Source organism: Mannheimia sp. USDA-ARS-USMARC-1261 (genome assembly GCF_000521605.1).
Classification (GTDB): domain Bacteria; phylum Pseudomonadota; class Gammaproteobacteria; order Enterobacterales; family Pasteurellaceae; genus Mannheimia; species Mannheimia indoligenes.
On the sequence record NZ_CP006942.1, the window covers coordinates 1,541,018 to 1,555,745 of the forward strand.

Below are 14,728 nucleotides of genomic sequence, written 5' to 3' on the forward strand. Positions count from 1 at the left end.
CCTTTTTATAAAAATTTAGCATATAGCTTACCACTTAAATTACTCCTTAAGAGGTATCAACCTTGTGATAAATCAAACCTATCAACACAATCATTTGCACGACATCTCTCTCTTGATTAAAATGACTGCGTTTTTATTTTTAAATTTTATCTTTTCTGTGGGAAACAATGACAATTTTAGCTTTAGGGATTAATCATAAAACCGCTTCTGTGGGTTTAAGAGAGAAAGTCGCATTTGTTGATGACAAACGTGATCTCGCTCTTACTCAAATTCAAGAAAGCGGATTAGCCGAAAGCGTTGTTATTCTTTCTACCTGTAACCGCACCGAACTCTATTTCCACCAGCCTAATATTTCTCCTCGTGAAGAGAGCGAGGAAAATATTCAGTGGCGAGAACAATGCTTCCAATGGTTTGCTCAAATTCATCATCTTGATGAAAATGAACTACGTGAATGCCTCTATTTCAAACAAAATTTAGAAGCGGCTAACCATTTAATGAAAGTGGCAAGCGGTTTAGATTCTCTCATTTTAGGTGAGCCTCAAATTTTAGGACAGGTAAAACAAGCTTATCAATATAGCGAAGATTTTTACCAACAACATCGCAAAACGATGTCTACAAAGCTCTCTCGCTTATTCCAACGTACCTTTGCAACGGCAAAACGCGTGCGTTCTGAAACCGAAATTGGTAGCCAAGCAGTTTCTGTTGCCTACGCTGCTTGTGGTTTAGCTCGCCAAATTTTCGATAATTTCGGCAAATTACGCTTCTTGCTTGTTGGTGCGGGCGAAACCATTGAATTAGTAGCTCGTTATTTAATTCAACACGGTGCGAAAAATATTATGGTAGCAAACCGTACTCATATTCGAGCAGAAATGTTGGCAGAAAAATTAAATGCCCCGATGCAAATTCTCTCACTGAGTGCATTGCAATTAGGCTTAAACCAAGCGGATGTAGTCATTAGTTCCACCGGTAGCCCTGATATGCTAATTACAAAAGAGATGGTTGAATTTGCTCAGAAACAACGTCAATTTGACCCACTGTTGCTCATTGATATTGCTGTTCCTCGTGATATTGATGAAAAAGCCGGCGAATTAGATGGGGTTTATTCTTATAGTGTGGATGATTTACAAAATATCATTCAACGCAATATGGCTCAGCGAGAAGAAGCGGCGAAACAAGCGGCTGAAATCGTCAAAGAAGAGAGCAAAGCCTTCTTTGAGTGGTTAAAGCAGCAGCAGTCAAGTGATCTTATCAAACGCTATCGCCAAGATGCGGAACAAATCCGCCAAGAGTTATTAGAGAAAGCTCTCCAAGCAATAAATCAAGGGCAAGATAGCCAACGTGTTTTGAGTGAATTAAGTTACAAACTAACAAACCAACTGCTCCACGCTCCAACCCAAGCCTTGCAATCTATGGCAAAAAGTGGAAATTCAACGGGCTTGCAAAGTTTTTCTAAAGCTCTCAGGTTGGAGGAATAATTTACCTATAAGTTAAATTTCGGACGCACGCTGTGCGTCCCCACGCCAATCTATATTTCTTATCCTTTCTTCTGATTTTAACTTTCCTCAAATTTCCGCTATAATAAGCCAATTTTTGCAACACATTGCAAATCACTGAATTTAGAGGATAAAAAATGACTCCTGTTGTTGCCCTAGTTGGCAGACCAAATGTAGGTAAATCTACCTTATTTAACCGCTTAACCCGTACCCGAGATGCGTTAGTAGCAGACTTTCCAGGCTTAACCCGCGATCGTAAATACGGACACGCCAATATTGCGGGCTATGATTTTATCGTGATCGACACAGGCGGTATTGATGGCACAGAAGAAGGTGTGGAAGAAAAAATGGCAGAACAATCGCTACTCGCGATTGAAGAAGCTGATGTAGTGCTTTTCTTAGTCGATGCCCGTGCCGGCTTATTGCCTGCGGATATTGGCATCGCACAATATTTACGCCAACGTGAAAAAACCACTGTGGTGGTTGCTAATAAAACAGACGGTATTGATGCTGACTCTCACTGTGCAGAGTTTTATCAGCTCGGTTTAGGCGAAGTAGAACAAATCGCTGCCGCTCAAGGGCGTGGCGTAACACAACTTATCGAGCAAGTGCTTGCTCCACTTGGCGAACAGCTAAATGCAGATCAAGCGGTCGAAAACGATGAAAGTTTTGCAAATGATGAAGCAGCTGACGAATGGGATACTGATTTCGACTTCGACAATGAAGAAGATACCGCATTATTAGATGAAGCATTGGAAGAAGATGCTGAAGAGTCCATTGAAGATAAAAACATCAAAATTGCGATTGTCGGCAGACCAAACGTAGGCAAATCAACCCTCACTAACCGTATCTTAGGCGAAGAACGTGTTGTCGTCTACGATATGCCCGGCACGACCCGTGATTCTATCTACATTCCAATGGAGCGTGATGGTCAGCAATATACTATTATCGACACCGCCGGCGTGCGTAAACGTGGCAAGGTCAATTTAGCGGTTGAAAAATTCTCAGTCATCAAAACCTTACAAGCCATTCAAGATGCCAATGTGGTGCTTTTAACCATTGATGCTCGTGAAGGGATTTCTGATCAGGATTTATCGCTACTCGGCTTTATTTTAAATGCAGGTCGTTCACTTGTAATTGTAGTAAACAAATGGGACGGCTTATCGCAAGATATTAAAGATCAAGTGAAATCAGAATTAGATCGCCGTTTAGATTTTATCGACTTTGCCCGTGTGCACTTTATTTCTGCATTACACGGCTCCGGTGTGGGTAATTTGTTTGACTCGGTGAAAGAGGCTTACGCTTGTGCCACCCAAAAAACGTCCACCTCAATGCTGACCCGTATTTTGCGTATGGCAGCAGATGAACACCAACCTCCATTGGTAAACGGTCGCCGAGTGAAATTAAAATATGCTCACCCGGGTGGTTATAATCCGCCGATTATTGTAATTCACGGCAATCAGGTAGAAAAATTAGCGGATTCTTACAAACGCTATTTAAGCAATTACTTCCGTAAGAGTTTGAAAATTATCGGCTCGCCAATTCGCATTTTATTCCAAGAAGGGAATAACCCATTTGCGGGCAAGAAAAATAAACTGACGCCAAACCAACTGCGTAAACGTAAACGTTTGATGAAGTTTATTAAGAAAAGTAAGAAATAAATTATGCTCTCTCGCCCTTTGGGAGAGAGACCGAAAAATGTTTCGTACAGAAACATTTTTCAGAGAGAGGCAAGCGGTTATTTTTTATGAAAATTTTGCACTTTCCTCTCCCTGAAATTTACTTCTGCACGAAGTAAATTTCTGTCCCTCTCCCACAAGGGGCGAGGGTGAAATATCAAAGGATTTCTATATGATGATGCAATACTCTCCAAAATTTAATAATGCTAAAGTTCTAGTACTAGGCGATGTAATGTTAGATCGTTACTGGTTTGGTGCGACAAATCGTATTTCGCCGGAAGCACCTGTGCCAGTCGTTAAGGTGCAAGATATTGAAGAGCGTGCAGGTGGTGCTGCAAACGTAGCAATGAATATTGCGAGCCTTGGTGTGCCAGTTGCCCTTCACGGTTTAATTGGTCAAGATGATGCCGGGCGTGCTTTAGATACGTTACTTAATTCACATAATATCCAAAATCATTGTGTCGCAATTGATTCACACCCAACTATTACGAAATTGCGGATTTTATCTCGTCATCAGCAATTATTACGCTTAGATTTTGAGGAAGGTTTTCAAAATGTTGATTCAACTGCCCTACTTGCAAAACTTTCGCAAGAAATTACCGCTTACGGAGCGTTAATCTTATCGGATTACGGTAAGGGCACGCTTGAATCAGTGCAGCAGATGATCCAAATTGCACGCAAGGCTAATGTACCTGTGTTAATTGATCCGAAAGGAACAGATTTCGAGCGTTATCGTGGTGCAACCTTACTTACCCCAAATATGTCGGAGTTTGAAGCCGTTGTTGGGCATTGTAAAGATGATGATGAAATCGTGGCTAAAGGCTTGAAAATGATTGCTGATTTTGAGCTTTCTGCCTTGCTAGTTACTCGCTCAGAAAAAGGAATGACATTACTTCGTCCAAATCAAGAGCCTTATCACTTACCAACTCAAGCAAAAGAAGTTTATGATGTAACTGGTGCGGGAGATACCGTAATTAGCGTATTAGCTACAGCGATTGCTGATGGTAGAGCTTACGAAGAAGCTTGTTATTTAGCCAATGCAGCAGCTGGTGTTGTGGTTGGCAAACTTGGCACATCAACCGTTAGTCCTGTTGAATTAGAAAATGCCATTCATCAACGAGCCACGACAGGCTTTGGTGTAGTCTCCGAAGAAGAGCTAAAAGCTATTGTGTTAGAGGCAAAAAAACGTGGTGAGAAAATCGTAATGACAAACGGTTGTTTTGATATTCTCCACCCGGGGCACGTTTCTTATTTAGAAAATGCACGCAAATTAGGCGACCGCTTAATTGTGGCAGTGAATACCGATAATTCGGTTAAACGCTTGAAAGGCGAAGCTCGCCCAATTAATGATTTAGATGCTCGTATGGCTGTATTAGCCGGCTTAGCGTCTGTGGATTGGGTAGTGCCTTTTGATGAAGATACACCGCAACGTTTAATTGGTGAAATCTTGCCTGATTTATTAGTAAAAGGTGGCGATTATAAACCTGAAGAAATCGCAGGTAGCCAAGAAGTATGGGCAAACGGTGGAGATGTTCGGGTGCTAAACTTTGAAAACGGTTGTTCTACAACGAATGTGATTAAGAAAATTCAATCATTATAGTGTTATGGAAAAAATCATTATTGATACAGAGCAATTTCAGCGGATTATTTCTCGTATTTCCCATCAAATTATTGAAAAGCACGGGGATTTACAAGATGTCGTAATTGTTGGCATTAAACGTCGTGGTGCTGAAATTGCAGAACTTATTCAAAAGCGAATTGAAGAGTTAGCACAAATCCAATTGCCGAATATGGCATTGGATATTACGTTCTATCGTGATGATTTGGATTTAATCTATCAAGATCCTGTATTTACCGGAGCAGAAAATCAACTCAATCTTAACAATAAAAAAGTGATTTTGGTTGATGATGTACTGTTTACGGGTAGAACTATTCGTGCCGCCTTAGATGCATTGCTTGATTTTGGCAGAGCTGCCAGAATTGAATTGGTTATTTTAGTAGATCGTGGTCATCGAGAATTGCCAATTCGAGCTGATTATGTAGGAAAAAATATCCCTACTGCAAAAAATGAGCAAATTCAGGTAAAAACCTTCTCTTATGACGGCATCAATCAAGTGGTCTTAGTTCCTGCAACGGATAAAGAAAGTACTTAATTTAAGTGAACCTTTTCGATAAACTTATCTCTAAGGAAAAGATTACTTATTATCTCCATTAGGATTGTTATAAAAATGAAATTAGTAAAATCATTGTTTGCTGTTGCGATTGCAACAATAAGTCTTACCCAAACTGCTCACGCTTTTGAAGAACGTGTAGTTGCGTTAGTAAATGATACCCCTGTAATGCAAAGCCAAGTTCAGCGTATGCTTGGCAAGAAAAAAGTAACTGAAGCCTCTCATCGTGCAGCCGTCGATCAAGTCATTGACGATATGCTTGTACAACAAGCAATGAAAGAGGCTAATGTGAAAATCAGCCCGGCAGCAGTAAACCAAGCGGTTGAAAATGTGGCTATCCAGAATGGTATTACCTACGGTCAATTATTAGATGCGTTAGATTATCAAGGTATTACTTTAGAACAATTTAAACGCAATATTGCTCAACAAATGGCAATGGAGCAGGTTCGCCATATCAGCATTGGAAAAACCATTCAAGTTGCTCCTCAACAAGTTCAAGCATTAGCAAACGAATTAATGGCGAAAGATAAAGCAGTGGGTAAATTAAAAACGGTAGTTGGCAAAGAACATCGTGTGAGCCATATTTTGTTAAAAACAAACCCAATTTTAAACGATGCTCAAGCCAAAGCGAAATTAAATAGCTTAATTGCCGATATTAACTCTGGCAAAACAACTTTTGAAGAAGCAGCAAAAGCGAATTCTATGGATTATGCATCAGGTGCAGACGGTGGTGATTTAGGCTTTAACTTCTTAGAGATCTACGATCCTGCCTTTGCAAAAGTAGCCTCTAAGATGAAAACAAATCAAATTTCTGCACCATTTAAATCACAATTTGGTTGGCATACTTTAAAAGTAACCGATATTCGTGATGGCGACAGAACTGAAGATGCTTACCACCAACGAGCTTATCAGCAACTTGTTAATAAACAAGCAGAAGAAGCCTCGAAAGATTGGATTAAAGCATTAAGAAAAACCGCAAATATCCAATACGTTGGTCAATAATTAAAAAATAACAAGAACCTCGCCTAGCGGGGTTCTTTTCTTATTTCAAAAGGGATAATAATGAGTTCACAAAATTCAAAAAAACATTTAGGTCATACCGCTCGTAAACGTTTCGGGCAAAACTTTTTACACGATATGAATGTCATTCACGGCATTGTGTCGGCAATTAACCCGAAAAAAGACGAATTTTTATTAGAAATTGGTCCGGGTTTAGCGGCATTAACAGAACCCGTTGCAGAATTAGTTGATAAACTCACTGTAGTGGAAATTGACCGTGATTTGGCTGAACGTTTACGCCACCACCCTTTCTTAAATCAAAAATTGACAGTTATTGAGCAAGATGCATTACGTTTTAATTTCCGTGAATATTTTGAAAGCCTAAATTTAGGAAAAGATTCTGTTCGTGTGTTCGGTAACTTGCCTTACAACATCTCTACGCCATTAATTTTCCACTTATTAACGTTCCACGATCTGATTAAAGATATGCACTTTATGCTGCAAAAAGAAGTAGTAAAACGTTTATGTGCCGCACCAAACAGCAAGGCATACGGCAGATTAACCATTATGGCTCAATATTACTGTCAAGTAATTCCTGTGCTTGAAGTACCGCCGACGGCATTTAAACCTGCACCGAAAGTGGATTCAGCCGTTGTACGCTTAATGCCTTACAATCAACTGCCGTATCCTGCTAAAGATGTTTATTGGCTCAACCGTGTAACCACACAAGCCTTTAACCAACGTCGCAAAACATTACGCAATGCCCTCTCTACTCTCTTTAGTGCAGAACAGTTAGAAGCATTAGGCATTGATTTAACTGCTCGTGCAGAGAATCTCACCATTGCCGACTATGTTCGTTTGGCTAACTGGTTATATGAAAATCCACCGGCTATTGATACATCAGAAGAATTAGTTGATGAAGATTATTAAAAAGTAAAACAACAAGCGGTCATATTGAGTAAAAAATTTACAAAATATGACCGCTTGTATTTTATATGGCAATTTAAAAACTATTTCGTACCGAAAATTTTATCACCGGCATCACCTAAGCCTGGAATGATATATCCTTTTTCGTTTAAGTGGCTATCAATTGATGCAGTGTAGAGTTCCACATCAGGGTGTGCTTCTTCCAGCACTTTAATCCCTTCTGGGGCAGCAACTAATACTAATACTTTGATGTGTTTACAGCCTGCTTTTTTCAGTAGATCAATAGTTGCAACCATTGAACCGCCCGTTGCTAACATTGGGTCTGTAATAATAGCTAAACGTTCAGCTACATCATTCGCTAATTTTGAAAAATATGGAACAGGTTTTAGCGTTTCTTCATCACGGTAAATCCCAACCACACTGATTCTGGCACTTGGAATATGTTCCAACACACCGTCCATCATCCCCAAACCCGCACGCAAAATTGGCACAACAGTAACTTTTTTGCCTTTAATTCGCTCGACAGGAATTGTATTACCGCTCCAGCCATTAATTTCGACTGTTTCCATTTCTAAATCTTTGGTTGCTTCGTAAGTTAAAAGACTGCCAATTTCGTTGGCTAACTCACGGAAATCTTTTGTGCTGATTTCCGCCTCACGCATTAAACCTAATTTATGTTTTACCAGTGGGTGTTTTACTTCAACAATTTTCATTGTAAGCTCCTTAATTAAATAATTTAAGTGTTATTAACCGTTGATTTTGCTAATTCTTCATCTCTTAATACACGGCGAAGAATTTTACCAACATTACTTTTTGGTAGTTCATCTCTAAACTCAATATCACGTGGAATTTTATAACCCGTTAGGAATTGGCGACAGTAACTACGAAGTTCATCACGGGTTAAACTTTCATCTTTTTTCGTTACAAAAATTTTAATACTTTCGCCAGAAGCTTCACTCGGTATACCAATAGCAACGACTTCATTCACTTTAGGATTTTGTGAAATCACCTCTTCAATTTCGGTTGGATAAACGTTAAAACCGGATACAATGATCATATCTTTTTTGCGATCGACAATGCGTAAATTGAGATCTTCACCCATTACGACAATATCGCCTGTTGCCATCCAACCGTCTTTTAATACTTGAGCAGTATCTTCAGGACGATTCCAATAACCTTGCATTACTTGAGGACCTTTAACCAATAGCTCTCCTCTTTCACCAAGTGGGAGTTCGTTACCTTCATCATCTACAATGCGGATATCCGTATTGGGTACAGGCACGCCAATTGAGCCTGAATATTCCACAGAATCACTTCGTGTTGCAGAAATAAGTGGTGAACATTCTGTCATTCCGTAACCTTCAATAATGTGGCACCCTGTCAAATCGTGCCAACGTTTTGCTACATTAGACTGAATAGCCGCTCCTCCACCCACACTGAGTTTCAAATTTGAGAAATCCACCTCTTTAAATGCTTCATTATTGAGTAAGGCGTTAAATAATGTATTCACACCCGTAATAATTGATACTCTATATTTTTTCAGCTCTTTAATGAAACTAGGAATATCACGAGGGTTAGTAATTAATAAGCCTGTAATACCTAGTTCAAGGAATAATAAGCAGTTTAAAGATAACGCAAGAACGTGATAAAGCGGTAAAGGCACTGTACCAATTAAGTTTGGCGAATTTTTCAATAAAGGATCAACAATCCATTTTGCCTGCATCATATTTGCAATTAAGTTTTGATGCGTTAGCATTGCCCCTTTCGCTACGCCTGTTGTACCGCCCGTGTATTGTAAAAAGGCAAGATCGCTACTTACAATATTCGGTTTGACATATTGTCTTTGTTTGCCAATACTTAATGCTTCCCTAAAGCTGACAGCGTGAGGTAACTTATATTTAGGCACTAATTTTTTAATATATTTAACGACGAAATTAACTAAAGTACGTTTACCAAATGAGAGCTGGTCTCCCATTCTGGTTAAAATAACGTGTTTAATATTTGTGTTGAACACCACCTTTTCTAAGGTAGCCGCAAAGTTGGAGACAATCACAATCGCCTTTGCTCCGCTATCGTTAAGCTGATGCTCTAATTCACGCGGTGTATAAAGCGGATTAACGTTTACTACTATCAATCCGGCACGCAATGCTCCGAATAATGCAATCGGATATTGCAATAAATTCGGCATCATTAATGCAATACGATCGCCTTTTTGTAAACGTAATTCATTTTGCAAATAAGCAGCGAAAGAACGGCTACGTTCTTCTAATTTGCGAAAAGTCAGAATTTGCCCCATATTAATATAAGCTGGAATATCCGGGTGACGCTTTATTGCCGCTTCAAACATCTCAACCAGCGATTCATATTGATTCGTTTCAATTGTTTTTGGCGAATAGGGAGGGTAATTCTTAAACCATATTTTTTCCATTCTAGTCTCCTAAACCTTGCCTAAAAAAATAGGCGAAAAATTTACTTGCTGACTGCGTTTATCAATAAATTTTTTTACAGCCCAGAAACTGATTCCTGTAAAAAGCAACATTACAAACAAAACAATAAGTTCATTTGCAAAAAATTGTGAAAATCCGACCGCTGTTATAATTAAAATAAATAGCGGAATGCCATAAATTAGAAAGACACTTTTTAATAATGTATTTTCAGCTAAACCTAACTGAATTTTATCACCCACATTTAACGGTTCATCAACCGCGATGCGAAAACGTGGTGCTATTTTTTCACCAGCTAACGCTGATAATGCTTTTGTACCACAAGCGACCTTTGCCGCACAACCGCCACAGCCACTTTTTGCATAGCATTGCACAATAGCAACACCATTACGATATTCTACAACGGTCGCTTCTTCTACTATCATTGAGAAGCTCCTTCTCTAAATTGAATGTTTGCCAAAATGTGCTTAGCCGCTTCTAACGGCACATCGCCAATAATCACAATGTCTTTATCATTGATTGTCTGATTTAAAACGGTTAATTTGCCTTGCTGCCCGGCATAGTCATCAAAATTGACACCTTGACTCGGCATTACATAAATCGTAAAACTCAATAAACCATCGCTATATAAACGGCTATCCACATATTCACTGTCAAACTGATAAGCTGCTCCGCTTACTGTTTGGTTCTTAACCAATCGAAAACCTGTCGGTAACTCGTTCACATCCCAGTTATAAGGCGATTTTATCTCTTCTTTTTGAGTAGAGGTTAATGTTGGTAGCATTAAAACATCAATTGCATTAGCAATCATCGCAATTTCTTGAGATTGGTAAAGCTGTAACACTCGAAATTCTTCTAACACTACATTATCTTCATTTTGCAGCTGGCTTTTTAGCAACAAATTAGTCTCTTCATCAATCCAAAGCGTGTAAGAATAGCGGAAATTATCTTTTGGCAAAATACGAATAACTTTCGCTATTCTATCCGAAATACGATCTTTACCCGCATCTAAGAATACATAGCCGTTTAAGTGATGATAATCAGCGTAAATGACATTGGGAAGGTTATCTAAAATATAGGAACTGTTTAAACTAAAAGGACGGAAGTTGTATCCTAAATAACTAACATTGCTATCTTTCAGGATAATTTCTTCTCGATTGTGATCTAGATTTAATAATTGAGCATACTCTTTATCATTAACAAAGGCGTGGCGTAACCGAAAAGATTCTATGCCTGTATTTTGCTGAAGAATATAGAGTAATTCGTAATTTGATTTTTTATGAGCTTCAGTCATTGAGGATAAATACAGCAAAGGCGTTTTAATTCCTGTATCTGCCAACGCAAAAGCAGAACAAGCGAAAATAGCTATGAACATCAAAAAATATTTTTTTATCTTAATAAACATATTTATTCTCAAAACCAAATTAAACTGATTTATTCTATCAAAAATTTTAAATCATTTCGCTATTTGTGAGTAATTTCTTGTTTTTTCGCTACATTTACATACAAAAAACCACATAATTATCAATTAATTATGTGGTTTCTTACTTACCTTAATCTATCTTATCTATTTTGCTGTTCTACTTGATTTGAAGAAGTTTTAGCCTTCTGTTTTTCTTCTTCTGATAAAGTTACACCTTGTACTGTATTTGTACGACGTTGTAGCTCGTGATTTTCTAGTAACGCATTGATTTTACGTTGCTGAAGCTCTAATTGCTCAGCAGTTGGCTGATCTTTCGCCGGTGCATTATAACTTACCGCTTCAACAGAATTACTGAAAGGTAAAGTTTGCAATACAGGCTGAGTTTGAGCCACTTCATTATTAGCGTTAAATGAATTTACACCAAATACAGCAACTAAACAGACTGAAGCAGCAACACCTGCTTGTAAGAGTGGAGTACCCCAACGTTTAAGTTTAAGTAATAAACCTTTTGGTTTTTCCACATTTGCTTGAGATTCAATTTCTTCATTTTCAAGCAATGCTTCCATTTTCGCAGAAAAATCCGCACCTAAGATGATTTCATCACCTTGCATCACATTACGAATGGTGTGATAACTAGCCCATTTTTGCTGTAATTCAGGGCTATTGGTTAAGGTTTCTACAAACTCTTTATCAACATCTTGCCCGTCCATATAAGCAGAAAGGTACTCGTGTTGAGTAATGCGTTGTTGCATAATCGACTCCAATGATTTTTGAGATTTTTTAAAACTATTTATTTGATTTACTGTATAAGTGGATTAATTTTTGCATCAATTGCTTCCCTTGCACGGAAAATACGTGAACGTACTGTTCCTACAGGGCACTCCATCACTTCTGCAATTTCTTCGTAACTTAAACCTTCTAATTCTCTTAAACGAATTGCAGTTTTAAGCTCATCAGGTAAATTTTCAATCGTATCAAATACGACTTTCTTTAATTCTTCGGATAGCACCAAATTTTCAGGTGTATCACTTTCACGAAGCTGAGTACCAACATCATAGCTTTCGGCATCTTCGGCTAAAATATCTTCTTTCGGAGGTCTTCTGCCTAATGAAGTTAAATGATTTTTTGCAGTATTAACCGCAATACGGTAAAGCCAAGTGTAAAAAGCACTTTCCCCACGAAATGATTCTAAGGAACGATAGGCTTTAATAAAAGATTCTTGCACAATGTCTGGAATATCATCTCTTGCAACATAGCGAGTAAGCAAACCGGCTACCCTGTTTTGATAACGTACTACAAGTAAATTAAATGCTTTTTTATCACCTTTTTGTGCTTTTTCGACTAATTCTTGGTCGGTGATTTGTTCGCTCAACTGCGGACTCTCCTAATAAATGTGTCATTTCCATTGCACACTTCTTTAGTGTGTGCTTTTTTCTAAAAGTTCCAACTAATACGGAAAATTTTCTGATCTTTTTGATTTTTTGATAAAAACAAATAACAAGCGGTCGGATTTTAGCGAAATTTTACAAAAATTTCAAAAAATCCGACCGCTTGTATCACCTTTGAAAAGGACAAATTGCAATTTACTCTACTTTATTACTTCTTATTTCTTTGCTTTTAAATCCGCTACTTTTTGTGAACGGTAAATCGCATTGATGGCGTGAATTAACGCTCTTGCCGAGCTTTCTACAATATCTGTCGCCAAGCCCACACCGTGGAATTTTCTGCCTTCATATTCAACCACGATATCCACCTGCCCTAAAGCTTCTGCTCCTTCGCCTTTTGCGGTTAAGTTATAGTGCGACATTTTAAGCTCCATACCCACAATGTTCATAATTGCATTGTAAGTTGCTTCAACCGGACCATTACCACCTTGCGAAGTTGCACTTTGACGAACACCGTCTAGTTCTACCTGCACAAATGCAGATGCCGGCAAACCGCTAATCAGCTGAGTCGTAATCACATCCAGTTTTAATCTGTTTTCTTCGCCTTGTTGCATATCAATAAAAGCAAGAGCTTCTAAATCATAATCAAAAACTTGTCCTTTTTTATCAGCAAGCTCTAGGAAAGCTTCATAGAGTTTATCTAAATCATAATCCGCTTCAGTATAGCCCATATCCGCCATATGTCCTTTTACCGCTGCACGACCTGAACGAGCGGTTAAATTTAACTTCTCTTTCTTCAAGCCAATGGTTTCCGGAGACATAATTTCGTAGGTATTTTTGTTTTTCAGCATACCGTCTTGGTGAATACCTGATGAGTGAGCGAACGCATTGCTGCCCACAATCGCTTTGTTCGGCTGAATCGGCATATTGCAAAGCTGGCTCACCATTTGGCTGACACGGTGAATTTCTTGGGTATTGATGCGAGTATCTACGCCCATAAACTCTTGGCGGGTTTTAATCGCCATTACCACTTCTTCCAATGCCGTATTCCCTGCACGCTCACCAATACCGTTAATGGTACATTCGATCTGTCTTGCCCCATTTTGGATTGCGGTTAAAGAGTTCGCTGTTGCCATTCCTAAATCGTTATGACAATGTACAGAAACGATTGCTTTATCGATATTCGGCACACGGTTCATCACTTGGTGGATAATATTTCCATACTCATTCGGCAAGCAGAAACCAACCGTATCCGGAATATTCACGGTGGTCGCCCCTGCGTTGATTGCAGCTTCTACAATACGGCAGATGTTATCAATCCCTGTACGACCTGCATCTTCACACGAAAACTCGACATCATCGGTATAGCCACGAGCACGTTTTACTGCTGCCACTGCCATTTCCACTACATCATCAAATGAACGCTTTAATTTTGCTTCAACGTGCAATGCCGAGCTAGCAATAAAGGTGTGAATACGGAAAGCTTCTGCAACTTTTAAGGCTTCATAAGCAGCATCAATATCTTTTGGTATAGCTCGAGAAAGTGCCGCCACACGGCTGTTTTTGATATGACGAGCAATCGTTTGTACCGATTCAAAATCCCCTGATGATGAAACAGGGAAACCTACTTCCATAACATCCACACCTAAACGCTCCAACGCGAGTGCAATTTGTAATTTTTCTTTTACCGTTAAACTCGCTTTTAGAGATTGTTCGCCATCACGTAAGGTGGTGTCAAAAATAATAATGTTATTGTTGCTCATAATAAAACCTTCATTTTATTGGGATAAAAAAAGCCCGCATTTTAAGTGCGGGCAAGAATGTGGATAGTCCATTTACTTTTTCCAACCAATCTTTATCCTCGCACAGAATACGATAACAGAGATAATCGGAGTAAGGTAAATTTTTCCATATGTTGTGTTGTGTGTTTATGTTTGCATTGTTATTCGTTAATGGGTGTATATTAGCTTTATCTAAGGTAATGTCAATAGCATTTTTCACTTTACGCAACCGTTTAACCGCAATTAAGAAGCCATCAAATTAGAATATTATTTTGCCATTAACAATATATTTGGTTTAAAACTCCAAATGAGAAAAACAAAATAATACAATACATCAATTTTAATGATATTTAGAATTTTAAAATTTCTATAAAAATAATTTTAAATTTATTTTTACCTTTGAAGTTTCAACTCAAATTTGATAGC

13 protein-coding genes are annotated in these 14,728 nt (G+C 38.5%); 6 read left to right on the forward strand and 7 right to left on the reverse strand.

Going from position 1 to position 14,728, the window contains the following annotated elements; genetic code table 11:
* Positions 1-167: 167 nt before the first annotated feature.
* The 6 genes from hemA to rsmA all read left to right on the forward strand — a co-directional run bounded on the left by hemA (position 168) and on the right by rsmA (position 7,272).
* Complete coding sequence (hemA, locus tag X781_RS07365) at positions 168-1,475, forward strand: glutamyl-tRNA reductase (protein WP_025236246.1); 1,308 nt, start codon at positions 168-170, stop codon at positions 1,473-1,475.
* 155 nt (positions 1,476-1,630) lie between these two features.
* On the forward strand, positions 1,631-3,154 hold the full coding sequence (der, locus tag X781_RS07370; protein ID WP_025236247.1) for a ribosome biogenesis GTPase Der: 1,524 nt from the start codon (positions 1,631-1,633) through the stop codon (positions 3,152-3,154).
* Positions 3,155-3,344: 190 nt separating this feature from the next.
* Positions 3,345-4,772 carry a bifunctional D-glycero-beta-D-manno-heptose-7-phosphate kinase/D-glycero-beta-D-manno-heptose 1-phosphate adenylyltransferase HldE gene (hldE, locus tag X781_RS07375; protein ID WP_025236248.1) on the forward strand — a complete coding sequence of 476 codons (1,428 nt, stop codon included), beginning with the start codon at positions 3,345-3,347 and terminating at the stop codon, positions 4,770-4,772.
* 4 nt (positions 4,773-4,776) lie between these two features.
* On the forward strand, positions 4,777-5,325 hold the full coding sequence (gene pyrR / locus X781_RS07380) for a bifunctional pyr operon transcriptional regulator/uracil phosphoribosyltransferase PyrR (protein WP_025236249.1): 549 nt from the start codon (positions 4,777-4,779) through the stop codon (positions 5,323-5,325).
* A gap of 75 nt (positions 5,326-5,400) precedes the next feature.
* On the forward strand, positions 5,401-6,345 hold the full coding sequence (locus X781_RS07385; RefSeq protein ID WP_025236250.1) for a peptidylprolyl isomerase: 945 nt from the start codon (positions 5,401-5,403) through the stop codon (positions 6,343-6,345).
* Between the two features lie 60 nt (positions 6,346-6,405).
* Entirely contained in the window at positions 6,406-7,272 is an 867-nt protein-coding gene (gene rsmA / locus X781_RS07390; protein ID WP_025236251.1) for a 16S rRNA (adenine(1518)-N(6)/adenine(1519)-N(6))-dimethyltransferase RsmA, read from the forward strand.
* An 80-nt stretch (positions 7,273-7,352) separates the two neighbouring features.
* Here the strand turns inward: rsmA and upp are convergent, their stop codons facing one another.
* The 7 genes from upp to leuA form a co-directional block, all read right to left on the reverse strand.
* Positions 7,353-7,982: a uracil phosphoribosyltransferase gene (upp, locus tag X781_RS07395; RefSeq protein WP_025236252.1), complete on the reverse strand. Its 630-nt coding sequence runs from the start codon at positions 7,980-7,982 to the stop codon at positions 7,353-7,355.
* Positions 7,983-8,005: 23 nt separating this feature from the next.
* The gene (gene fadD / locus X781_RS07400; protein ID WP_025236253.1) at positions 8,006-9,697 is read right to left on the reverse strand and encodes a long-chain-fatty-acid--CoA ligase FadD; all 1,692 of its coding nucleotides are present in this window, start codon (positions 9,695-9,697) and stop codon (positions 8,006-8,008) included.
* Positions 9,698-9,706: 9 nt separating this feature from the next.
* Positions 9,707-10,138, reverse strand: coding sequence for a SoxR reducing system RseC family protein (locus X781_RS07405; protein ID WP_025236254.1), 432 nt, complete (start codon positions 10,136-10,138; stop codon positions 9,707-9,709).
* The gene (locus X781_RS07410; protein WP_235068737.1) at positions 10,135-11,088 is read right to left on the reverse strand and encodes a MucB/RseB C-terminal domain-containing protein; all 954 of its coding nucleotides are present in this window, start codon (positions 11,086-11,088) and stop codon (positions 10,135-10,137) included. Before X781_RS07410 ends, X781_RS07405 begins: the two co-directional genes overlap by 4 nt.
* 188 nt (positions 11,089-11,276) lie before the next feature.
* A complete protein-coding gene (locus tag X781_RS07415; RefSeq protein ID WP_081732109.1) occupies positions 11,277-11,888 on the reverse strand; it encodes a sigma-E factor negative regulatory protein in 612 nt (203 codons plus the stop codon).
* Positions 11,889-11,935: 47 nt separating this feature from the next.
* Positions 11,936-12,508 carry an RNA polymerase sigma factor RpoE gene (rpoE, locus tag X781_RS07420; RefSeq protein WP_025236257.1) on the reverse strand — a complete coding sequence of 191 codons (573 nt, stop codon included), beginning with the start codon at positions 12,506-12,508 and terminating at the stop codon, positions 11,936-11,938.
* Positions 12,509-12,739: 231 nt separating this feature from the next.
* Positions 12,740-14,284, reverse strand: coding sequence for a 2-isopropylmalate synthase (leuA, locus tag X781_RS07425; RefSeq protein ID WP_025236258.1), 1,545 nt, complete (start codon positions 14,282-14,284; stop codon positions 12,740-12,742).
* Positions 14,285-14,728 lie beyond the last annotated feature (444 nt).